Annotated in this window: 15 protein-coding genes, 1 tRNA gene and 1 pseudogene; 13 read left to right on the top strand and 4 right to left on the bottom strand. The window is 72.6% G+C overall.

What is annotated here, in order from left to right:
• The first annotated feature begins 197 nt into the window (after positions 1-197).
• From H297_RS0127630 to H297_RS42155, 3 genes are all read left to right on the top strand, one after another.
• Positions 198-392, top strand: coding sequence for a DUF4244 domain-containing protein (locus H297_RS0127630; protein ID WP_486589692.1), 195 nt, complete (start codon positions 198-200; stop codon positions 390-392).
• Between the two features lie 106 nt (positions 393-498).
• Entirely contained in the window at positions 499-882 is a 384-nt protein-coding gene (locus H297_RS38775) for a TadE family type IV pilus minor pilin (protein ID WP_037795540.1), read from the top strand.
• On the top strand, positions 879-1469 hold the full coding sequence (locus tag H297_RS42155; protein WP_078514661.1) for an Rv3654c family TadE-like protein: 591 nt from the start codon (positions 879-881) through the stop codon (positions 1467-1469). Before H297_RS38775 ends, H297_RS42155 begins: the two co-directional genes overlap by 4 nt.
• A 708-nt stretch (positions 1470-2177) precedes the next feature.
• Here H297_RS42155 and H297_RS0127640 read toward each other — a convergent pair.
• Positions 2178-4856 carry a DEAD/DEAH box helicase gene (locus H297_RS0127640; protein ID WP_486589689.1) on the bottom strand — a complete coding sequence of 893 codons (2679 nt, stop codon included), beginning with the start codon at positions 4854-4856 and terminating at the stop codon, positions 2178-2180.
• Positions 4857-5045: 189 nt separating this feature from the next.
• Here H297_RS0127640 and bldG point away from each other — a divergent pair, with 189 nt between their 5' ends.
• From bldG to H297_RS0127665, 5 genes are all read left to right on the top strand, one after another.
• Positions 5046-5387, top strand: a complete 342-nt coding sequence (gene bldG / locus H297_RS0127645; protein ID WP_016473000.1) for an anti-sigma factor antagonist BldG — start codon at positions 5046-5048, stop codon at positions 5385-5387.
• A 162-nt stretch (positions 5388-5549) separates the two neighbouring features.
• Complete coding sequence (locus H297_RS0127650; RefSeq protein ID WP_027739692.1) at positions 5550-6140, top strand: ATP-binding protein; 591 nt, start codon at positions 5550-5552, stop codon at positions 6138-6140.
• Positions 6141-6548: 408 nt separating this feature from the next.
• On the top strand, positions 6549-9020 hold the full coding sequence (locus H297_RS0127655; RefSeq protein WP_027739693.1) for a sodium-translocating pyrophosphatase: 2472 nt from the start codon (positions 6549-6551) through the stop codon (positions 9018-9020).
• Between the two features lie 329 nt (positions 9021-9349).
• Positions 9350-9898, top strand: a complete 549-nt coding sequence (locus H297_RS0127660) for a hypothetical protein (protein ID WP_027739694.1) — start codon at positions 9350-9352, stop codon at positions 9896-9898.
• A gap of 120 nt (positions 9899-10018) precedes the next feature.
• Positions 10019-11686 (top strand): DUF7059 domain-containing protein, encoded by a 1668-nt coding sequence (locus tag H297_RS0127665; protein ID WP_106959709.1) that lies wholly within the window; start codon positions 10019-10021, stop codon positions 11684-11686.
• A 13-nt stretch (positions 11687-11699) separates the two neighbouring features.
• Here H297_RS0127665 and H297_RS0127670 read toward each other — a convergent pair whose 3' ends face one another.
• Positions 11700-12125 carry a DUF2752 domain-containing protein gene (locus tag H297_RS0127670; protein ID WP_051352222.1) on the bottom strand — a complete coding sequence of 142 codons (426 nt, stop codon included), beginning with the start codon at positions 12123-12125 and terminating at the stop codon, positions 11700-11702.
• Positions 12126-12181: 56 nt separating this feature from the next.
• Positions 12182-12583 (bottom strand): NINE protein, encoded by a 402-nt coding sequence (locus tag H297_RS0127675; RefSeq protein ID WP_027739697.1) that lies wholly within the window; start codon positions 12581-12583, stop codon positions 12182-12184.
• Positions 12584-12786: 203 nt separating this feature from the next.
• On the opposite strand from H297_RS0127675, the gene topA reads away from it, so the two are divergent.
• From topA to H297_RS0127700, 5 genes are all read left to right on the top strand, one after another.
• Positions 12787-15729 (top strand): type I DNA topoisomerase, encoded by a 2943-nt coding sequence (topA, locus tag H297_RS0127680; protein ID WP_027739698.1) that lies wholly within the window; start codon positions 12787-12789, stop codon positions 15727-15729.
• 99 nt (positions 15730-15828) lie between these two features.
• Positions 15829-19275 (top strand): dTMP kinase, encoded by a 3447-nt coding sequence (gene tmk / locus H297_RS0127685; RefSeq protein WP_027739699.1) that lies wholly within the window; start codon positions 15829-15831, stop codon positions 19273-19275.
• Between the two features lie 110 nt (positions 19276-19385).
• Complete coding sequence (locus H297_RS0127690; RefSeq protein ID WP_027739700.1) at positions 19386-20597, top strand: DNA polymerase III subunit delta'; 1212 nt, start codon at positions 19386-19388, stop codon at positions 20595-20597.
• A gap of 327 nt (positions 20598-20924) precedes the next feature.
• On the top strand, positions 20925-22562 hold the full coding sequence (locus H297_RS0127695; RefSeq protein WP_037795542.1) for an alpha/beta hydrolase: 1638 nt from the start codon (positions 20925-20927) through the stop codon (positions 22560-22562).
• A gap of 80 nt (positions 22563-22642) precedes the next feature.
• Positions 22643-22716 (top strand) — tRNA-Thr (locus H297_RS0127700).
• Between the two features lie 334 nt (positions 22717-23050).
• Here H297_RS0127700 and H297_RS42160 read toward each other — a convergent pair.
• Positions 23051-23305, bottom strand: a pseudogene (locus tag H297_RS42160) (helix-turn-helix domain-containing protein); the annotation flags it as partial.
• Positions 23306-23430: the final 125 nt, after the last annotated feature.

The raw sequence follows: 23430 nt of genomic DNA on the forward strand, positions 1-23430 counted from the left end.
TGAGGCAGGGCGGAGGAGAGCAGGAGACCGGCCCCGGGGCAGCCGCCGACGGGGCCGACGGGGCCGACGGGGCAAGGAGCGCACGCGCCCTCAAGAGCGGGCCGGGCTCGGCAGCACAAGAGGTAACAGGCCCGCAGAACACGGAAGACAGGGAGTGAAGTGGGATGTGGACAAGGACGGTATTGCGGCGGTCGAGGCTGCGCCGGCTCCGGGAGAAGGCGTGGGCGGCACGCAGGCCGGGCGGCGACCGGGGGATGAGCACGGCGGAGTACGCGATCGGCACGCTGGCGGCGGTGGCACTGGCCGCGGTGCTCTACAAGGTCGTCAACAGCGGCCCCGTGAGCGACCAGTTGCAGCAGCTCATCACGCGGGCGCTCCGTGGACGGTTCTGAAGCCACGGCCGACCGGCTCCCATGGGCGGCGCCATGCGGCCACGACGAGCGGAGCGGACCCCGGCGCGGCAGGTGGAGGCGGGACACCGACTGGAGTGCGGGTTACGTGACCGCGGAGGCCGCCGTGGTGATCCCGGCGCTCGTGCTGCTGGTGGCCGGACTGCTGTGGGGATTGATGGCCGCGGTGACGAGGATCCAGTGCGTGGACGCGGCCCGGGCCGGTGCGCGGGCCGCAGCACGTGGAGAGTCCGAGGCCGGGGTGGCGAGTGCCGTGCGGTCGGCGGCTCCGCCCGGGGCCCGGCTGAAGGTGACGAGCGGGGGAGGGCTGGTGCGCGTCGCAGTACGGGCGCGCACGGCCGGGCCCGGTCCCCTCACCGCGGAGCTGCGGTCCGAGGCGGTCGCCATGGAGGAAGGCGACGACGGTCGGGTTTCGGAAGACGGCGGCCGGAAGGAAGGCGATCGGGAACGCGAAGGGAGGGAGGACGGATGAGGAGGCGGCTGAGCAGCGACCGGGGGTCGGCGTCGGTGTGGGTGGCGCTGGGCGCGGTGGCACTGTGCGCGGTGTTCGCGGCGGTGCTCGCGTTCGGCCAGGCGGTGCACATCCGTCACCGGGCAGGCTCCGCGGCGGACCTGGCCGCTCTCGCGGCAGCCGATCGGGCACTACAGGGCCAGGCCACAGCCTGCGCGGCGGCGCGGCGGGTCGCGCGTTCACAGGAGGCGCGCGTGTCCCGGTGCGCCGTGCGGGGAGAGGTCGCGGACCTCGACGCGCAGGTCCGATGGGGACCGTTCGACGCACGGGTGCGCTCCCGCGCGGGCCCTGCGGACCCAGCCCCCGCCCCCACCGGATTCGCCGCCCGCCCGCGGACAGCCGACTGCCCGCCAGCCGCCTGCCGAGCAGCCCCCAGCAGACGTGCCCTGCCGGGACGGCCCGTTGCGGGCGCTCGCCGGAGTCCGGCTGTGGACGCCCTGATTGTTGAGGCAGCCTGCCACGGGTGTTCGTGGGGGAGGGCTGGGCCCCGCTTGTTGAGGCAGCCTGCCACGGGTGCTCGTGGGGGAGGGCTGGGCCCCGCTTGTTGAGGCAGCCTGCCACGGGTGCTCGCGGAGGACGGATGGGCCCCGATTGCTGGGGCAGTCCGCCGCCGGTGCTCGCCGGAGGACGGCTGGTGGGGCTCCGCCGCGGGCAGTCGGCTGCCGGTGAGCCTGGGGCGGGCCGCCAACTGACGGGGTGCCTCTTCGCGGATGGCCGCCTGCCGGGACGGCCCGTTGCGAATGCTCGCTCGCCCGTCGGCCGTGAACGCTCGGGTGCCGGGACGAACCACTGCGGACGGTCGGTTGCCGGAAGGACCCATTGCGGACGGTCGGGTTGCGGACCCCGCGCCCACAGGGGCCAGTCGCCACGGGCACCAACCGTGCAGCGTCCGGTCGGCGGGACCGCCGGGTCCGGCTTCCGGGCCGGAGCGTTCCATCGCTGGGACGGCCACCCCCGGGTACCGACACCGCAGCGTCCCGTCGCCGACACCGCAGCGTTCCGTCGCCGGGACCGACACCGCGGCATCCGGTAGCCCGCCCCAAGCGTCCGGTCGTCAGGGCCACCAGGCCTGGTCGTCCGTACCGCGGGCTTTCGGCTGCGTGCGTGGGGACCACAGGGTGAGCCGGGGGCCTGGCCGTTCGTACCGCGGGCTTTCGGCTGCCGGGCCGGGCACCACACCTGGCCGCCGCACCGAGGGCGGCCGGTCGTCCGGGGACGCTTCGAAGAGCGGCCCAGCACGGGGAGTTCGCCAGCTTTCAGGCCGCCGTGCGCAGGAGCTCCGTGAGGAGCCGTACGGCGCCGCGTTTGTGGAGGGGGTCGTTGGCGTTGCCGCACTTGGGCGACTGGATGCAGGAGGGGCAGCCCGCCTCGCACTCGCAGGCGGCGATCGCGTCCCGGGTGGCGGTCAGCCAGGACCGGGCGGTGTGGAAGGCCCGTTCGGCGAAGCCCGCTCCGCCGGGCTGGCCGTCGTAGACGAAGACGGTGGGAAGGAGGGTGTCGGGATGCAGGGCGATGGAGACACCGCCGATGTCCCAGCGGTCGCAGGTCGCGAACAGCGGCAGGATGCCGATGGCGGCGTGCTCCGCAGCGTGCAGCGAGCCCGCGAGGATCTCCGGGGTGATGCGGGCGGCGTCGAGCTGGTCCTCGGTGACCGTCCACCACACGGCGCGGGTGCGCAGTGTGCGGGGCGGGAGGTCCAGCTTGGTCTCGCCCAGCACCTCACCGGTGATCATGCGGCGGCGCAGATAGGAGACGACCTGGTTGGTGACCTCCACGGAGCCGAAGCACAGACGGGCGTCCCCCCAGGGGACCTCCGACTCGGTCTCCAGGACGGTCAGGGAGGTGGTGTCGCGGGCCATGGTCGTCCACGGCGGGCTGGCTTCCTCGACGAGTGCGGCGGAGTCCTCCACGTTGAACCGCCGCACCACGTAGGTGCGGCCCTGGTGCAGGTGAACCGCGCCCTCGTGGACGGTGGTGTGCGCGGCCGCGGCGTCCACGGTGCCCAGCAGCCGGCCGGTGCCCTCCTCCACGACCTGGACGGGCTCGCCGCCGCTGCCGCGGATGTCGGTGAGGTCGGCTGCACGCTCCTTGCGGGTCCAGTGCCAGCCGGAGCTGCGGCGGCGGAGCAGCTTACGCTGTTCCAGCTTGTGCAGGAGCTGTTCGGTCTCGGGGCCGAAGAGGGCGAAGTCGGCCTCGGTGAGAGGGATCTCGGCTGCGGCTGCGCACAGGTGGGGCGCCAGGACGTAGGGGTTGTGCGGGTCCAGGACCGTGGACTCGACCGGGGTGGCGAAGATGGATTCGGGGTGGTGGACGAGATAGGTGTCCAGCGGTTCGTCCCGGGCGATCATGATGGCCAGCGCACCCTGACCGGCGCGGCCCGCGCGGCCTGCCTGCTGCCAGAGGGAGGCCCGGGTGCCGGGATAGCCCGTGATGAGGACGGCGTCGAGGCCGGAGATGTCGATGCCGAGTTCGAGGGCGTTGGTGGCGGCCAGGCCGAGCAGCTCGCCGGTGTGCAGGGCCCGCTCCAGGGCGCGCCGTTCCTCGGGGAGGTAGCCACCGCGGTAGGCCGCGATGCGCGACGACAGACCGCCGCGCCGGCCCACTCCCGGTACGGGACCGTCGCTTGTCGGATGGGGGACCGCGGTCCCTCCCGGGGAGGCGTCCGCCCCCGGCACCGGCACCGGCGCCGCCCCAGGACCGTGGCCCTCCGCTGGAGGGGCCGGGGGCGCGTCGGCGCTCCGGCGGCCCGTCGGCGTCGCCGTTCCCCCGCCCGCGGGCCACGGGTGCGGCGGGCCGCTCCCGGTCGTGACGGGCTCCTCCCCCGGCGGAACGGACCCGCCAGGAGAGCCCGGCGCGGCGTCGCGGACCGGCCCGCGCGGCGCGGGGACGGCCGCGAGGCGGTCCTGGGCGATGAGGGAGATCAGCTCGGCACCCCGTCGGGACCGTACGAAGGCGACGGTGCGCACGCCTTCGATCGCGAGGTCGGTCAGCAGTTCGGCGGCCTCGGCGGTGGCGGTACGGCGGACGGGGGCGCCGCGCTCGCCCTCGTACTCGGTCAGTGGCGGTTCCCACAGGGCGAAGACGGTCTCGCCCCGCGGCGAGGTGTCCTCGGCGATCTCGACGGGCCGTACGCCGGTGAGCCGGGCCGCGCCCTCACCGGGTGAGGCGGCGGTGGCGGAGGCGAGCACGAAGACCGGCTCGGCGCCGTAGCGGGCACACACCCGGCGCAGCCGGCGCAGTACCTGGGCGACGTGGGAGCCGAAGACGCCGCGGTAGGTGTGGCACTCGTCGATGACGACGTAGCGCAGGGCGCGCAGGAAGGAGGACCAGCGGGGGTGGCCGGGCAGCAGGCCGCGGTGCAGCATGTCCGGATTGGTGAGCACGTAGTTGGCGTACTGCCGCACCCATTCGCGCTCCTCGACGGGCGTGTCCCCGTCGAAGACGGCGGGCCGTACGGCGGTGCCCAGCGGGGCGGCCAGGTCGGCGACGGCGCGGCGCTGGTCGGCGGCGAGAGCCTTGGTGGGGGACAGGTACAGCGCGGTGGCGCCGCGCCCGTTGGGGGCCTCGGCGCCGTCCAGCAGGGTGCTGAGCACGGGGACGAGGTAGGCGAGGGACTTGCCGGAGGCGGTGCCTGTGGAAATGATCACGGATTCGCCGTCGAGGGCGTGCCCGGCGGCGCGGGCCTGGTGCTCCCAGGGGCGCTCGATGCCTGCTCTGCGTACGGCCTCGATCACTTCTGGCCGGATCAGGTCGGGCCAGGTGGCATGGCGACCGTTTCGCGGGGGCAAGTGCTCCGTATGGGTGACGCGCCCGGCGCGGTCGGTCCCCCTGGTGAGACGGGCCAGCACATCGCGAGGGTCGCCGTGGGGAGCCGAGCGGTCGGGCTCGGCTCGCGGGCGTACGCTCGCGGACCGGGTGTGCTGTTCGTTGGCCATCGGTACCGAGTGTGTCACTGGCGAGGCGGACAATGGCCGCAAGGCGTCGTCCTCGCCTGCTGGTAAGTGATTGAATGCCTCTGCGGCTGCCGATCCGTCCCCTGCCTTTGGGGGTACCTCCCTCCGTCAGGGCAGGGGGAGGGAGAACCGAGGGGGCTGACCGCTCGATAGCAAGGTGCTGGAGGATCCGTGGACCTGTCCCTGTCGACCCGTACTGTCGGCGATCGCACGATCGTCGAGGTCGGTGGCGAGATTGATGTATACACCGCGCCCAAGCTGCGCGAGCAGCTGGTCGAGCTCGTGAACGACGGCAGCTACCACCTCGTCGTGGACATGGAGGGCGTCGACTTTCTCGACTCCACCGGGCTCGGCGTGCTGGTGGGAGGGCTCAAGCGGGTGCGAGCGCATGAAGGCTCGCTGCGCCTGGTCTGCAACCAGGAGCGCATTCTCAAGATCTTCCGGATCACGGGCCTGACCAAGGTCTTCCCGATCCACTCCTCGGTCGACGAGGCCGTAGCGGCCACTGACTGACGCGCCCGGGCTGCCGGACCGTCCCCACCCGGGGGCGGTCCGGCAGCCTCCCGCTTGACCGGTAGGCGGTCGCCGGGGCGCGGCTTCCCGGGCCTCACGGCCTCGGAGCCTCAGCGCCTCGGCCGGGCCCCGCAGACACTCAGGAAGACCGAGGGGGATGGCATGGCCACCGTGGAGCTGCTCTTCAGCGCGCTGCCGGAGCACGTGCGTACGGCCCGGCTGGTGGCCGCGGCCGTGGCGCGGCGGGCAGGCGTCGACGAGGCGGTGCTCGACGAGGTGCGGCTGGCCGTCGGTGAGGCGTGCACGCGGGCTGTCGGCCTGCACATGAGCCACGGCCTCAACACCCCCGTGCGGGTCTCCCTGATCGAGGACGAGAAGAAGTTCTCCATCGAGGTGGGCGACGACGCGCCGCACCGCCGTTTCTCGTTGCCCGGCGGCACGCTGGGTGCTTCCGCCGCCGCTCCGTCCGCAGGCGGGGCTTCCGCCGACGGCGGCCCCTCCGCCAACGGGGCAGGCGCCGGCGCGGGTCAGACCGGCGGCCCGGGCGGTGGCGGGCTCGTGGAGGCCGAAGGGGCGCTGATGCCCGGGGCGCGGGACGAGATCCCCGAGCCCGTGGCCGAGGAGGACGAGGGGGACGGCGAGATGGGCCTGGCGGTGATCAGCGGGCTCGTGGACGACGTCGAGGTGACGACGGACGAGAACGGCGGGGTGATCCGCATGAGCTGGCCCACCACCGAACCCGTCCTCCCCTGAACCTCCACGATCTCACCCAACCTCACCCACCTCGCAACGTCATGTGCCCGCCGTCCTCACGGCGGGCTTTTTGATCTTCCGGAGATCTTTTTCGCGCCCTTCCCCGCGCTGATCATCGGACCGACTCCCGGCGATTGTGACCGGTACTGACCAGCGTCTAAACGAGGTGGAGCTGCTTTTTCCGGTCACTCGGCAGATCGTTTTTCCGTGGTCAGTTGAATTTGCACATTCCCTCGTGCGAGCGAATTGCCGGGCTCGTGTGCGGCTGATCTTCGCCGTTCCCAGCGAATTCTCGCTGCTGCGCTCTGTTTTGATCTAGTGGCGCTCCCTACAATCCGTCCACATCTTTGCAGCAGGACGCCTGAGCGTGCTTGCGCGCGCCCATGTGCCAAACGTCAAGGAGGACGAATGGCGGGGCAACTCAGCCCACTTCACCACCCCCAGCACCTCGCTGACGCCGCGGAACTGACCAGTGGCAACCGGGGACTAGCGATCGTGATCGCAGTAGTCGCGCTCGCGGCGCTCGGTGTCGCGCTGGTGCTGGTACGACAAGTGCTCGCCGCGGGCGAGGGCACCGACAATATGAAGAAGATCGCCTCTGCCGTGCAGGAGGGGGCCAACGCCTATCTGGCGCGGCAGCTCCGTACCCTCGGGGTTTTCGCGGTGGTCGTCTTCTTCCTGCTCATGCTCCTGCCGGCCGATGACATGAAACAGCGGATCGGCCGTTCGTTGTTCTTCCTGGTCGGTGCGGCTTTCTCGGCGGCGACCGGCTATATCGGCATGTGGCTCGCGGTGCGCAGCAATGTGCGTGTGGCTGCTGCGGCACGAGAGGCGACCCCCGCGGCGGCAGCGACGGCGGGCGGGACGTCCACGGTCCCGGCCCCCGGCGGAGCGGAGCGGAGCGAACCGGACCAGCGTCCGGCCGACCTCACCGCCGTTTCCCACAAGGCCATGAAGATCGCTTTCCGTACCGGCGGTGTCGTCGGCATGTTCACCGTCGGCCTCGGCCTGCTGGGTGCGGCCTGCGTGGTGCTCGTCTACGCGGCCGACGCGCCCAAGGTGCTGGAGGGCTTCGGGCTCGGCGCCGCGCTGATCGCGATGTTCATGCGTGTCGGCGGCGGCATCTTCACCAAGGCGGCGGACGTCGGTGCCGACCTCGTCGGCAAGGTCGAGCAGGGCATCCCCGAGGACGACCCGCGCAACGCCGCCACCATCGCCGACAACGTCGGTGACAACGTGGGCGACTGCGCCGGTATGGCGGCCGACCTGTTCGAGTCGTACGCGGTGACCCTGGTGGCCGCGCTGATCCTGGGCACCGCCGTGTTCGGCAACGACGGGCTGGTCTTCCCGCTGCTGGTGCCCGCCATCGGGGTGCTCACGGCCATGGTCGGCGTGTTCGCCGTGGCGCCGCGCCGGGCCGACCGGAGCGGGATGACGGCGATCAACCGCGGCTTCTTCGTCTCCGCGGTGATCTCGCTGGTGCTGGTGGCGATCGCTGCGTTCACCTACCTGCCCTCCAGCTACGCGGACCTCAAGGGCGTCTCCGGTGACGACGCCGCGGAGATCCTGGGTCACAGCGGTGACCCGCGGGTGCTGGCCATCGTCGCCGTGGCGATCGGCATCGTGCTGGCCGCTCTCATCCAGCAGTTGACGGGGTACTTCACCGAGACGACCCGCAAGCCGGTGCGGGACATCGGCAGGACCTCGCTGACCGGCCCGGCCACGGTGGTGCTCTCGGGCATCTCGATCGGGCTGGAGTCGGCCGTCTACACGGCTCTGCTGATCGGTCTGAGCGTCTACGGCGCCTTCCTGCTGGGCGGCGGCACGGTGATGCTGGCGCTGTTCGCGGTGGCGCTGGCCGGCACCGGGCTGCTGACCACCGTCGGCGTGATCGTGGCCATGGACACCTTCGGGCCGGTCTCCGACAACGCGCAGGGCATCGCGGAGATGTCCGGTGACGTGGAGGGCGCCGGAGCGCAGGTGCTCACCGACCTGGACGCGGTGGGCAACACCACCAAGGCGATCACCAAGGGCATCGCCATCGCCACGGCGGTGCTCGCGGCGGCCGCGCTGTTCGGCTCGTACCGCACCGAGCTGGGCAAGGCGCTGGCCGAGGCGGACCAGAGTGCGGGCAAGATGCTGGAGCTGGTGGACATCGCGCAGCCCAGCACGCTGGTCGGGCTGATGTTCGGTGCCGCGGTGGTCTTCCTCTTCTCCGGGCTCGCCATCAACGCCGTCTCCCGGTCGGCCGGTTCGGTGGTCTTCGAGGTGCGGCGCCAGTTCCGCGAGAAGCCCGGCATCATGGACTACTCGCAGACGCCCGAGTACGGCCGTGTGGTGGACATCTGCACCAAGGACGCGCTGCGTGAGCTGACGACGCCGGGCCTGCTGGCGGTGATGTCCCCCATCCTGGTCGGCTTCACCTTCGGCGTCGGTGCCCTGGCCGCGTTCCTGGCGGGGGCCATCGGAGCCGGCACGCTCATGGCCGTCTTCCTCGCGAACTCCGGCGGCGCGTGGGACAACGCGAAGAAGCTGGTCGAGGACGGGCACCACGGCGGCAAGGGCAGCGAGGCGCACGAGGCCACCGTCATCGGTGACACGGTCGGCGACCCCTTCAAGGACACCGCGGGCCCGGCCATCAACCCGCTGCTGAAGGTCATGAACCTGGTGGCGCTGCTGATCGCGCCCGCCGTGGTCAGGTTCAGCTACGGGGAGCACCAGAGCGTGGGCGCCCGCGTGCTGGTCGCGGTGATCGCGGCGGCGGTCGTCGTCGGTACCGTCTACCTCTCCAAGCGCCGCGGCATCGCGGTGGGCGAGGAGGACGACACCGAGCCGGCGGTGAAGCCCTCGGACCCGGTGGGCCCGGTGGCCGCCTCGTAGCGGTGCGGCGCCGCCCGGTGACGGCGCGGCGCGGCACGGTCAACGAGCGGGCGGGCGGGACGCGTTGGCGTCCCGCCCGCCCGTGTGTGTTTTGTCTCAGAAAGAGGGCGCCGAGCGCCCTGCGGTGCCGCACGGTGCCGCGCGGCACCGGGCCGGGGGCGGCCGGTGCCTGTGCCGACGTGCCGGTGGCCGTCGCCGGTGGCCGCGATGTCGGAGTCCGGCGTTGGTGCAAACGGCTGCAATAGTAGACATAGGGTTCTTCCGGCTCGCCGCCACTCCCTCGGTGGCGTGTATGTTCCGGGCCGAACAGCCATGAAGGGACCGATCCGGTGAACAAGAAGCTCACGGCGGCGCTGTCCGGCGGCGCCGTACTCGTACTCGCTCTGACCGCCTGCAGTGACGACAGCGGCAAGACGGACGAGTGGGCCAAGAATGTCTGCGGTGATCTCCAGCCCCAGCTCGCGAAGGTCGACCAGGCCAACGCCGCCATCGCTGAGGCCTCCCAGGCGAGCAAGCCTCCCGAGGAGGTCAAGAAGGCCGACTCGGCCGGCTTCAAGAAGGTCTCCGACGCCTACAAGGCGATGGCGCGAGCGGTGAAGAAGGCCGGTCCGCCGCCCGTCGACAACGGCGAGAAGACGCAGAAGAAGGTACTCAAGGAGCTCACCGACATCTCCGGCGAGTACAACGACCTCAAGACCTCCGCCGACAAGCTGCCCACCGGCGACAAGTTCGACGAGGGCCTCGACAGCATGGCGGCCAAGCTCAAGACGCTGGGCCAGCGCGGTGACGAGGCGATCCGCGACCTGGGCACCGGTGACGTGGGCAAGGCCATGGCCGAGCAGGAGGGCTGCAAGAGGTCCGGCGTCAACGGCAAGTGACCCGCACGCCCGTTCCCGCGCCGGGCCCGGTACGGGTCCGGCCGGGGGCGGGTGGCGACCGGGTGTCGGGCAGCGGGGCCGGAAGGCCCCGTCCACGTGCGGGCGCCGGGACGAAGGAGAATGGCGCGGGTGAGTACTGACGCACTGCCCGAGCCCACGTCCGCCGGCCTCGCACGACTGCGGGAGTCCCTGGCACAGGCGGGCTTCACCGCCGACGGGTTGCTCGACCTGCTCGGCGCGCCCGCCTACGCGGCCCTCGCCCGTGGCGAGACCGTGCCCGCCCTGCGGGCCACCCGGGGCGAGAGCCCTCTGGAGACACTCGTTCGACTCTTCCTCCTCCAGCGGCCCGTTCCGGCCGCGCACGCCGCCTCGGCGCTGCCGCTGGACGCGGCGCTGGCCGACGGCTGGCTGGAGCGGGTACCGGGGCGGGCGGCGGCGCCGGCGGGCGACGCAGGAGCGGGACCGCAGGCGGCTCCCGAGGCGCATGCGGAACCCGTCCGGCAACCGGCTCCCGGATCCCGGGCGGGCCACGGCGAGGCGGTCCGCGCCACCGTCGACGTACGGCCCTACAGCGGCCCCGGTGGCGAGGACTGGTGGATCGTCAGCGATCTGGGCCGGGCTGTCGGCGGTACGGGCGGTGCGGGTGCCCCGTCGGAGGCCGGCACGGCGGACGCGGACCCCGGCGCACCCCGTCAGGACGTCGTCCTCGGTGTCGGCGGCGCCTCGACCACGCTCGCCGGGATCATGGTGACCGCCCCCGTGGGCCGGGCGCTCGACCTGGGTACCGGCTCGGGCATCCAGGCGCTGCACGCGGCACGGTTCGCCACGCACGTGACCGCCACCGACCTCAACCCGCGCGCCCTGCGCTTCGCACGGCTGACGCTGGCGCTGTCGGGCGCCGCCGAGCCCGAGGTCCGCGAGGGCTCGCTGTTCGAGCCGGTGGCGGACGCGGAGCCGTTCGACCTGATCGTCTCCAACCCGCCGTTCGTCATCTCGCCGGGTGCCCGCCTCACGTACCGGGACGCGGGCATGGCGGGGGACGGGCTGTGCCGGGCCCTCGTCCAGCAGGCGGCCGGCCGGCTGGCCCCGGGCGGGTACTGCCAACTGCTGGCCAACTGGGAGCACCGGCAGGACGAGGACTGGCGGGACCGGGTGGCGGCCTGGGTGCCTGCGGGGTGCGACGCGTGGATCGTGCAGCGCGAGGTGCAGGACGTGACCCAGTACGCGGAGCTGTGGCTGCGCGACGCCGGCGACCACCGGGGCGACCCGGAGGCGTACGCGGCGCACTACGACGCCTGGTTGGAGGAGTTCGCGGCGCGCGGCACCCACGCGGTCGGTTTCGGCTGGATCACGCTGCGGCGCAGTGACGCCGAGCGCCCGTCGGTGCTCGCCGAGGAGTGGCCGCACCCGGTCGAACAGCCGCTCGGCGAGGTGATCCGCGCCCACTTCGAGCGGCAGGACTTCCTGCGCCGTACGTCCGACGCGGCGCTGTTGCAGCACCGGTACGTCCTCGCGGACGAGGTCGTGCAGGAGCAGGTGGGCGCGCCGGGCGCGGAGGACCCCGAGTACGTGGTGCTGCGTCAGAACAGGGGCATGCGGCGGGCGATGACCGTGGACACGGTCGGCGCCGGGTTCGCCGGCGTGTGCGACGGAACGCTGAACGCGGAGCGCATCCTGGAGGCCATCGCGCAGCTTCTCGGAGAGGACGCAGCAGAGCTGCGGGCGCGTACCCCGGAGTCGCTGCGGCTGCTGGTGGAGCGCGGGTTCCTGACCCCGGCGCTCGACTGAGACAGCGCCTCGGCTACAGCACGTTGCGGGCCACCGACCAGGCGACGGCGACCGCCAGCACCGCCACCGAGCCCCGCTTCCCCAGGCGGGGGCGGTAGCGGCGGCCGCGCAGCCCCTCGTGGAGCCATCGGACGGACAGGTAGAGGGCGAAGGGCAGACCGAGCGTCAGCAGCGCCGCGTTGTCGTGCAGCGCCGCCGCACCGTCGCCGTGCATGAGGTCGTACACCATGCGTGTGCCGCCGCAGGCCGGGCAGAGCAGCCCGGTGGCCCAGTTGAAGGGGCAGCGCGGCAGCCAGGCGCCTGGTTGGTGCGGGTCGGTGCCCCACAGGTAGCAGGCGCCGGCGAGTCCCGCCGCCGCCGTGGCCAGTGGCGGGGCGGCCGGGTGGGAGAGGGCGGCGCGGAGTCGGCCCACGGCTTCAGGGACGTTGGTTTCCGCCATGGCCAGTGCCTTCCCTCGTTCGCGCAGCCCTCCCCCGGTGAGCTGCTCCGGCAGCGTCAGCCACGCAGGACGCGGCCGTCGCTGTCGGTCTTCCCGTCGCTGGCCAGCAGCATGATGCCGTCGATCAGGGACCAGACGCCCAGACCGCCGCAGGTGAACAGCTGGCCGAGGGCCATGCCTATGTGGCCGGTGTAGAAGCGGCCGATGCCCAGTCCGCCGACGAAGAGCTGGAGCACGCCCGCGACGATCTTGGACTTCTGGGAGTAGGGGCGCCCGTACGGGTCGTAGCCGAACGGCGCGTTCGGGTCGCCGGTGTACTGGCCCGGCATGGCGCCCATCGGGGCGCCCATCGGCTGACCCTGCGGGTAGCCGTAGCCGGGCTGGCCGGGCGGTTGGTTGTAGGGGTTCTGGCCCGGCTGCTGCGGATAGCCGTAACCGGGCTGGTTCGGATCGGACACAAGACCTCCGAGGTCGAGCGGTACCTGGTGATGTGCCCCCGACATGTTGCCAGAGCTGCCGGGCGGCGCCACGGCTGGTTGTCGGGTTACCGTTCGAGTGGCGTTGCGGACTTTTACCGTTTGACATGGGGGCGGGAGGTACCGTCACACTCCGCAGCGATACCGATGCGATACAGATTGCCGACCGGAGAGAAGAGCAGAAGTTGTCCCCGACCCACGAGACAGCAAACGGCGGGCGCCGACTCGTGATCGTCGAGTCGCCTGCCAAGGCCAAGACGATCAAGGGCTATCTCGGCCCCGGTTACGTCGTCGAGGCCAGCGTCGGGCACATCCGCGACCTTCCCAACGGTGCGGCCGAGGTCCCCGCGAAGTACAAGGGTGAGCCCTGGGCCCGCCTCGGTGTCAATGTCGACCACGACTTCGAGCCCCTCTACGTCGTCAACAGCGACAAGAAGGACCAGGTCAAGAAGCTCAAGGAGCTGCTGGCCGACTCCGACGAACTCTTCCTCGCCACCGACGAGGACCGCGAGGGCGAGGCCATCGCCTGGCACCTCCAGCAGGTGCTCAAGCCGAAGGTCCCCGTCAAGCGGATGGTCTTCCACGAGATCACCGAGGACGCCATCCGCAACGCGGTCCGCAATCCGCGTGACCTCAACCAGCGTCTGGTCGACGCCCAGGAGACCCGCCGCATCCTCGACCGGCTCTACGGGTACGAGGTCTCGCCGGTGCTGTGGAAGAAGGTCATGCCGCGGCTGTCGGCGGGCCGCGTGCAGTCCGTGGCCACCCGGCTGGTGGTCGAGCGGGAACGGGAGCGCATGGCGTTCCGTTCCGCGGAGTACTGGGACCTGACCGGCACGTTCGCGACGGGGCAGGCGGGGGATGCCTTGACGGGGGCGGACCGGGCGGGCGACCCGGGCACGTTCGGTGCCCGGCTGACGACGGTGGACGGCCGCCGTGTCGCCCAGGGGCGCGACTTCGGCCCGGACGGGCAGCTCAAGGACCCGTCGGCGGTCCTCCACCTGGACGAGGCGAACGCCCGGGCGCTGGCCACCGCGCTGCAGGACACGGACTTCTCCGTGCGCTCGGTCGAGTCCAAGCCCTACCGCCGCTCCCCGTACGCCCCCTTCCGTACGACGACCCTCCAGCAGGAGGCGAGCCGCAAGCTCGGTTTCGGGGCGAAGTCCACCATGCAGGTGGCGCAGAAGCTGTACGAGAACGGCTTCATCACCTACATGCGTACGGACTCCACGACGCTCTCCGACACGGCGGTGGCCGCGGCCCGTCACCAGGTCACCCAGCTCTACGGGGCCGACTACCTGCCGGACAGGCCGCGTACCTACGCCGGCAAGGTCAAGAACGCGCAGGAGGCGCACGAGGCGATCCGCCCCTCCGGCGACCGCTTCCGCACGCCCGCCGAGACGGGGCTGACGGGTGACCAGTTCAAGCTGTACGAGCTGATCTGGAAGCGGACCGTCGCCTCCCAGATGAAGGACGCCGTCGGCCAGTCGGTGACGGTGAAGGTCGGCGGGCGCTCCGCCGACGGCCGGGACGCCGAGTTCAGCGCCACCGGCAAGATCATCACCTTCCACGGCTTCCTCAAGGCGTATGTCGAGGGCGCCGACGACCCCAACGCGGAGCTGGACGACCGCGAGCGGCGGCTGCCGCAGGTGGCCGAGGGCGACCCGCTGCGCGCCGCGGAGATGTCGGTGGACGGGCACGCCACCAAGCCGCCGGCCCGCTACACCGAGGCGACGCTGGTCAAGGAGTTGGAAGAGCGCGAGATCGGCCGCCCCTCCACCTACGCCTCGATCATCAGCACGATCCTGGACCGGCGCTACGTCTTCAAGAAGGGCACCGCGCTGGTGCCGTCCTTCCTGAGCTTCGCGGTGGTCGGACTGCTGGAGAAGCACTTCGGCCGGCTGGTCGACTACGACTTCACCGCCCGGATGGAGGACGACCTCGACCGCATCGCCGCCGGCAACGCCGAGGCCATCCCGTGGCTGCGGCGCTTCTACTTCGGCGAGGGCGAGGGCGAGGGTGACGCGGCTGCCGCCGCCGCGGCCGGCAACGGTGACGGCGACCACCTCGGTGGCCTCAAGGAACTCGTCTCCGACCTCGGCGCGATCGACGCCAAGGGCGTGTCCTCCTTCCCCGTGGGCGAGGGCATCACCCTGCGGGTCGGGCGGTACGGCCCCTACGTCGAGGGGCCCAGCGAGAAGGAGGGCGAGCCCGGTCACCGTGCCGACGTGCCCGACGACCTGCCGCCGGACGAGCTGACCGTCGACTACGCCAAGGAACTGCTGGCCAAGCCGAGCGGCGACTTCGAGCTCGGCACCGATCCGGAGACCGGTCGGCCGATCGTCGCCCGCGACGGCCGCTACGGGCCGTACGTGACCGAGGTGCTGCCCGAGGGCACGCCGAAGACCGGCAAGAACGCCGTCAAGCCGCGCACCGCCTCGCTGTTCCGCTCGATGTCGCTGGACACGGTCACGCTGGAGCAGGCTTTGAAGCTGCTGTCGCTGCCCCGGGTCGTCGGCGTCGACCCCGAGTCCGGCAACGAGATCACCGCCCAGAACGGCCGGTACGGCCCTTACATGAAGAAGGGGACGGACTCGCGCTCGCTGGAGAACGAGGAGCAGATCTTCACGATCACCCTCGACCAGGCGCTGGAGATCTACTCCAAGCCCAAGCAGCGCGGCCGGGCGGCCGCCAAGCCGCCGCTCAAGGAGCTGGGGAACGACCCCCAGACGGAGCGTCCCGTGGTGGTCAAGGACGGCCGCTTCGGCCCGTACGTGACCGACGGGGAGACGAACGCGACGCTGCGCCGGGACGACGACGTCGAGACGATCACCGCGGAGCGGGGCTTCGAACTGCTCGCGGAGAAGCGGGCGAAGGGCCCGGCCAAGAAGGCCGCGAAGAAGACCGCGGCGAAGAAGACGGCCGCGAAGAAGACGGCCGCGAAGAAGACCACCGCCAAGACGGCTGCCAAGAAGACCGCCACCAAGAAGGCGGCCTCCTCGAAGTCGTCGGCCGCCAAGTCCAGCGCCGCCAAGTCGTCGGCTTCGAAGTCGTCCGCCGCGAAGACGGCGACGAAGAAGACGGCAGCAGGAAAGGCCGCCGCCGCGAAGAAGTCCGGGGACGCATAGGCCGCGAGCCGCCTGCCGGGGCCCGGCCGTTTCCGCACACCTCACACAGATGTTCGGGGACGCCTCCGGTCGGCGGCTCCCTCCCTATACGCTGGCGGGATGAAGTCTTCGCCCCCGACTGCTCCGGACGACTCCCTCGCTGCGGAATCCCGCGAGGGCGCCGTGACCGCGCTGCTGCGTGTCCCGCCGCTGAAGCGGCTGTGGACCGCACAGTTCACCAGCGGGATCGGCGACATGCTGAGCCTTCTGGTGCTGCTGTTGCTGGCGATGCAGGCGGCAGCCGTACGCGGCTTCGGCGGTGACCCCGTCTTCGGCGGCGGCTACCGCGGCATGGCGTTCGTGGTCGCCGTCGTCCTCGGACTGCGGCTGCTGTCCACCCTCCTGTTCGGCGCCGTCCTGCTGGGACCCGTCTCCGCGTTGGTCAGCGGGACCGGCGGCAAGCCCCGCGCCGGTGACGGCGGCCCGAAGCGAAAGGGCGCCCCCGGGGACCCGAAGCCGGACGCGGACCCGGCAACGGTCGTGGACCCGTCGCACGGCGCGGACACCACCACGGGCGCGCACCCGGCCACCGGCAGGAGCACGCCGAAGCAGGGGCCCCGCAAGACCCTCGACCGGCGCTGGACCCTCTTCGGCGCCGACGCACTGCGCGCGCTGGCGCTCGTCGTCGCCCCCCTGTGGGTCGACTGGACCCCCGGCAACGCCTTCGCCGTCCTGCTGATCACCGTCTTCGTGACCGGCACCGCCGAGCGGCTCTCCACCGTGACCCGCGACAGCGCGGCCCCCGCCCTGCTGCCCGCCGCCCCGCCCGAGGGCGCGGCCGTACGACCGCTGCCCGACCACCACGACGCGCTGCGCCGGCTGTGGCTGCGCACCGGCTTCGTGGCCCTGCCGATCGCCGCCGCCGGGCTGGTCGTCGTCACCCTGATCAGCAACCTGCTGGGCGTCGGCATCGACTGGTTCGGCTCGCACCAGTCCGCCCTCGCCGCCTACGTGGCCGCGGGCCTGTTCGCCGCGGCCGCCGCCGTCGGCTACTTCCTGGAACTGCCCGACAGCCGCACGCCGCGTCCCCGCTCGCCGCTGGAGGGACTGCGCAGGCCCTCCACGGGCACCGGCCCCGACAAGGGACGCACCGGCGCCGTGCCGCTGCTGGTCCTCGCGGGTGCCGCCGTCGGCGGCGCCGTCGCCGCCGCCGTCTCGCTGGCACCGCTGCACGCCGCCGACCTGGGGGGCGGCCCCGTCGCCTTCGGGCTGCTCGTGCTGGTGCTGACCGGGGGCACCGCCGCGGGCATCCGGCTGGCGCCGCACACCGTGCCGACGCTGTCCCGGCGCCGGCTGCTCGCCCTCGTCACCGGGCTGACCGGCATCGCCCTGCTTGCGGCCGGGCTGGTCTCCGACACCGCCACCGTGATCGCCCTGGCGCTGCTCGCCGGGCTCGGCGGCGGCATCTCCGCCAACACCCTGCACACGCTGCTCGACCAGGAGACCGAGGACTCCCGCCGGGCCCGTACCACCGAGCACCTGCAAGCCGTCGTGCGGCTGGCACTGGGGGCGTGCGCCGTGATCGCGCCGGTGGTGGCCGCGCTCATCGGGCCGCACCGGGTCGAGGACGGCGCCTTCGTCTTCGACCACGGCGGTGCCTCGTTCACGCTGATGCTCGTCGGCGCGCTGCTGCTGCCCGTCGCCGCGATCCTGCTGGGCCGCACCGACGACCGGCAGGGCGTACCGCTGCGGCGGGACCTGGCGGAGGCGTTCGGCGGCAGGCAACCGCGGCAGGCACCGGCCGGGACCGGCTTCTTCCTCGTCCTGGAGGGCGGCGACGGCGCAGGCAAGTCCACGCAGGTCGAGGCGCTGGCGGAGTGGATCAGGGCGAAGGGCCACGAGGTCGTCGTCACCAAGGAGCCCGGCTCCACCCCCGTCGGCAAGCGACTGCGCTCCATCCTGCTGGACGTCTCCTCCTCCGGGCTCTCGCACCGCGCGGAGGCGCTGCTGTACGCCGCCGACCGTGCCGAGCACATCGCCACGGTCGTCCGCCCGGCGCTGGAGCGCGGCGCGGTGGTCCTCTCCGACCGGTACATCGACTCCTCCGTCGCCTACCAGGGCGCCGGCCGCGACCTGTCGCCGACCGAGATCGCCCGCATCTCCCGCTGGGCCACCGACGGCCTGGTACCGCACCTGACCGCACTGCTGGACATCACCCCCGAGGCGGCCCGCGAACGGTTCACCGAGGCACCCGACCGCCTGGAGTCCGAGCCGGTCGAGTTCCACGAGCGTGTCCGCGCGGGCTTCCTCACCCTCGCCGCCGCCGACCCGGCCCGCTACCTCGTCGTCGACGCCGGGCAGGAGCCGGAGGCCGTCACCACGGTGATCCGGCACCGCCTCGACCAGGTGCTGCCGCTCTCCGAGGCCGAGAAGAAGGCCCAGGAGGAGGCCCGCAAGCGCGCCGAGGAAGAGGCCCGGCGCCGGGCCGAGGAGGAGGCCCGCCGCAAGGCGGAGGAGGAGCGCAAGGAACGCGAGCGCAAGGAGCAGCTCGAAAAGCTCCGCCGCGAGGAGGAGGAGCGCAAGCGCCGCGAAGCCGAACTGGAACGCCAGCGCGAGGAGGCCAGGCGCGCCGAGGAGGCCCGCAAGCAGGCCGAGGAGGCCCGCCGCGTCGCCGAGGAGGAGCGCAGGCGCCGTGAGGCCGAGAAGCGCGCCTACGAGGAGGAGCAGGAGCGGCTCCGCCGGCGCGCCGAGGAGGAGAAGCGGCTGCGCGCCGAGGCGGAGGAACGCCGCCTGGAGCGGCAGCGCAAGGCCGAGGAGGCCCTCCTGCGGGCCGAGGAGGCGCGCCGCGCCGCGGAGGCGGAGGCTGCCGCCCGGGCCCGCGCTGAGGCGGAAGCCCAGGCCGAGGCCGAGGCACAGGCGGAGGCCCGAGCTGCGGCTGAGGCGGCCACGACGGCCCAGTCCCAGGCCGAGGCCGCAGGCGAGACCGTCGACGAGGGTGGCGCGAAGGACGGCGCGAGGACCGCGTCCGCACCCGGACCGGCCGGTCCGGCCGTGAGCGCGGACGCCGACAGGGACGCCGCCCCGGCCGCTGGCGCGGACGCGGACGCCGATACGGAGGTCACGCGCGAGTCCCCCACGCCGGACGGCTCCGAGGCCGACACCGCGCAGATCCCCCAGGTCGCGCACCCGGAGGACGCCGAGGGTGCCGCACAGGGCGACGGCGGGAGCACGCCCGGGGACACGGAGGACACCGCACAGTTGCCGCGCCTGGCAGCGGCGGCCCCCGGCGAGGACGAGACGACGGTGCTTCCGCAGGTCTCGGCGCAGGGCGACGAGGACGAGACCACCGTGCTCCCGCGCGTCACCGAGGACGCCGAGAGGGCGGGCGGTCGGCAGTCCGGCCAGGAGGAGGACGCGACGCGGGAGCTCCCCCAGGTCGCGGAGAACGGCCGGCCTCGGCCCTCCTGGGCGGAGGACACCCCCATGGACGACGCACCGACCCTGGCGGACAAGCTGCTGGGGCCGCACCAGGAGGAGGAGAAGGACAACCGGCGCCGCCGCCGGTGAGTGAGCGGCGCCGCCGGTGAGCGGGGCCCGGCCCCGCGCCGAGCCGGCGGCGCACAGGTCCGGACGGCCGGCGGTCCGGACTGTCGGTCCCGTCCGGGACAATGGTCCGTATGGCGGTGTGGGACGACCTGGTGGGGCAGGACAGAGCAGTGGGGCAGCTCATGGCTGCCGCACGGGACGCCGACGCGTACGTGACGGCGGAAGCCGAAGCGGGCGGATCGGCCGGACTGTCGGGCTCCTCGATGACGCATGCCTGGCTCTTCACGGGCCCGCCTGGCGCGGGCCGCGCCCAGGCGGCCCGCGCGTTCGCCGGGGCGCTGCAGTGCGTGAGCCCCGACCGCGCGCTGGGAGGCAGCCCGGGCTGCGGCTTCTGCGAGGGCTGCCATACGACGATGGTGGGCACCCACGCGGACGTCACCGTCGTCCGTACGGACCTGTTGTCCATCGGCGTGAAGGAGACCCGCGCGCTGGTGCGCGAGGCGCAGATGTCACCGGCGGGCGGCCGCTGGCAGGTCATCATTCTGGAGGACGCCGACCGGCTGACGGAGGGCGCGGGCAACGTCCTGCTGAAGGCGGTCGAGGAACCGGCACCGCGCACGGTGTGGCTGCTGTGCGCCCCTTCGACGGAGGACGTGCTGCCGACGATCCGCTCCCGCTGCCGCCACCTGGCACTGCGGACACCGCCGGTGGACGCGGTCGCGGACCTGCTGATGCGGCGGGACGGCATCGAGCCGGAGACGGCCGCGTTCGCCGCCCGCGCCACACAGGGGCACATCGAGCGGGCGCTGCGGCTGGCGACGGACGAGCGGGCCCGCGCCCGGCGGCAGGCGGTACTGAAGCTGCCTACCCGGATCGACGACGTGGGCGGCGCGCTGCGGGCTGCACAGGAGCTCATCGACGCCGCGGCGGAGGACGCCAAGGAGGTCGCGGAGGAGCTGGACGCCAAGGAGACCGAGGAACTGCGGACCGCGCTCGGCGCTGCGGAGGGCAAGCGGCTGCCGCGCGGCACGGCGGGTGCGATGAAGGAGTTGGAGGACAAGCAGAAGCGCCGCTCCACCCGTACCCAGCGCGACTCCCTCGATCTGGCGCTGTCGGACCTGACGGCGTTCTACCGGGACGTGCTGGCCCACCAGTTGGGCTCCTCCGTCGCCCTCGCGCACGACGAGGCCTCCGCGCCCGTCGGCCGGCTCGCCTCCACCTCGCGGCCCGAGCAGACGCTGCGCCGTATCGAGGCGGTGCTGGACTGCCGCCGGGCACTGGACCGCAACGTGGCGCCGCTGCTGGCGGTCGAGGCCATGACCATGGCCCTCCGCGCGGGCTGACCCCCCGCTCGGGTCTTCCCGGAGCACGCCCCGGCATCCTTACGATCGGGGCCTTCTGGCGGAGCCCGGCACACGCACGGCCGCGGGCACGCGCACGGGCACGGGGTGACGTACCAGGGGGCGGTCTCCCGCGGAGGGCTGTCGCACCAAAGGTGGTCCTCGGCGGGTGGGCGTCGCAGCGGGGGAGTGGCCTTTCGACGGGTGGGGCTGCGCGCCAGGAGGTGTTCCGGCAGGTGGGATGACGCGCCAACGGGTGGCCTCCGGAAGACGGGCGGTGGCGAGGATGGGTAGGCTCCGTTGGACGTGCCGCGAGCGGAGGGATGCCCGATGAGTCAGCAGCCACCCGGCCCCCGAGCCCGTCACCCGCGGGGTGCCCGACGTGTGGCCGCGGCCGTCCTGGCGGTGAGCGCCTTGGTGCTGTCCGGCTGCTCCTCCGACGGCGGCTCGGATGCTCCCGGCTCCGGCTCCTCCGCCGGCGGCACCCACGCGGGCGCCGACGCGCCGCCGCTCAAGCCGCTCCCGGAGCGGATTCCGAAGGAGCTTCGCCCGTACTACGAACAGAAGCTGTCGTGGCGGAGCTGCGGCACGGAAGGCTTCGAGTGCGCGTCGCTGCGGGTGCCGCTGGACTACGACAAGCCGGGTGACGGCCCCAAGGACGGTGCGCACACCGTGCGGCTGGCGGTCACGCGCACGAAGGCGCGGGGCGGCCACGAGCCGAAGGGCGGTTCGCTGCACGTCAATCCGGGCGGCCCGGGCGGCTCGGCCGTCGACTACGTCCAGCAGGCGGCGGGGCTGGCGTACCCGCCGCAGGTGCGCGACCACTTCTCGCTGGTCGGCATGGACCCGCGGGGCGTCGGCCACAGCGAATCCGTCGAATGTCTGAGCGACAAGCAGATGGATTCCTACACGCGCGTCGACCAGACCCCCGACTCCTCGAAGGAGACGGACGCGCTCACCGCCGCCTACGACCGCTTCGCCAAGGGCTGCAAGAAGCGCACGGGCAAGCTGCTCGGCCACGTCTCCACCGACGAGACGGCCCGCGACATGGACGTCCTGCGCGGCGTCCTCGGCGACAGGAAGCTCAACTACGTCGGCGCCTCCTACGGCACCTACCTGGGCGCCACCTACGCGGGACTCTTCCCCAAGCGCTCCGGCCGCCTGGTGCTGGACGGCGCCATGGACCCCTCGCTGTCCGCGCGCCGCGTCAACCGGGAACAGACCACCGGCTTCGAGACGGCGTTCAAGGCCTTCGCCCGGGACTGCGCCGGCCACGCGGACTGCCCCCTGGGCACGGGCAGCACCGCCGAGGCGAGCGACAAGCTGGGCGACTTCTTCGCACGCGTGGACAAGAAGCCCCTCAAGACCGACTCCGCCCGCCGCCCGCTCACCGAGTCGCTGGCCACCACGGGCGTGATCCGCGCCATGTACGACGAGGGGTCGTGGCCGCAGCTGCGCGAGGCGCTGACGGCCGGCGAGAAGGGCGACGGAGCACCCCTCCTGGCCCTCTCCGACGACTACTACGAGCGCGGCCCGGACGGCAAGTACAGCAACACCATGTACGCCAACCCGGCCGTGAACTGCCTCGACGCACCCCCGGCCTTCTCCGGCACGGCCGCCGCCCGCAAGGCGGTCCCCTCCTTCGAGAAGGCCAGCCCCGTCTTCGGACGCAACTTCGCCTGGGCGGCGCTGAACTGCACGAAGTGGCCGGTGAAGCCCACCGGCGAGCCGCACCGCATCGCGGCCGAGGGCGCCGACCCGATCGTGGTCGTCGGCACCACCCGCGACCCGGCCACCCCCTACCGCTGGGCCCAGGGACTGGCCGGTCAGCTCTCCTCCGCCCGCCTGGTCACCTACAAGGGCGACGGCCACACCGCCTACCTCCGCGGCAGCGACTGCGTCGACTCCGCCGTCACGTCCTACCTCACCCAGGGCAAGGCCCCCAAGGACGGCACCACCTGCCACTGACCCCGGCCCCCGTCCTGACCACCCCCGCAAACCCTGTAGACTTGTCGCCGCAGCGGCCCCCACACTGGTCGCACGCACCCGCCGCCTTAGCTCAGTCGGCCAGAGCGACGCACTCGTAATGCGTAGGTCAAGGGTTCGATTCCCTTAGGCGGCTCGTCTGAAGCCCAGGTCACACGCTGTGTGACCTGGGCTTTTTCATGTCCGGGTGGCGTACGGGGATATACGGACCCGCGTGTTCGTGCCGCCCCGTCCAAGGGGAGCGCGAGGGGAGCGCATGGGCGCAGAGCTTGTGCAGAGGGGAGCGCGGGCCCGGACTTCGCAGAGGCGTCGCACTGTCGACCAGAGCCTCCGGGGTCAATGCCGGAACCTGTGGAAGTGCTCCAAGGACCGCGCCTACGCTGTCCCCGAGCCATCGCCGCCCGCCTCCCCGGCGCTCTTCGCCGCGCCTGGCTGCTGAGCTGGCAAGCCGACCGCCGCTCCCTGCTCATCCTGGCCGGCTCGTGGAGACTCGGTGCGAGTGCGGCCAGCAGGTCGACGGCCTCGCTCATGTAGCGGCAGACCGTTCTCGTCCCGACATTGAAACCCGCTGCGAGCTGGGCGAACGTGGTCCCGTTCCGCAGATGCGCCGACACCAGCAGGGCTTGACGGCCGACCGGGAGTCGGCGCCGGCGACTTCCCATCCGACGGCGGTGGTCGCGCAGGCGAGCGGCGAGGAAGGACAGGGAACGACTGGATACGCCCAGCCCGCACGGGTGGGCACGCACACGAAGCCTGGTCGGGCGAGGGAATCTTGGTCGTGAACCCGTCCACCAGAGGCTTCACTTGACTGTTGAATCAACCGGCCAGCTCACGCCGCAAGTTGGCAAAG

The sequence above is a fragment of the Streptomyces sp. CNT360 genome (assembly GCF_000424785.1).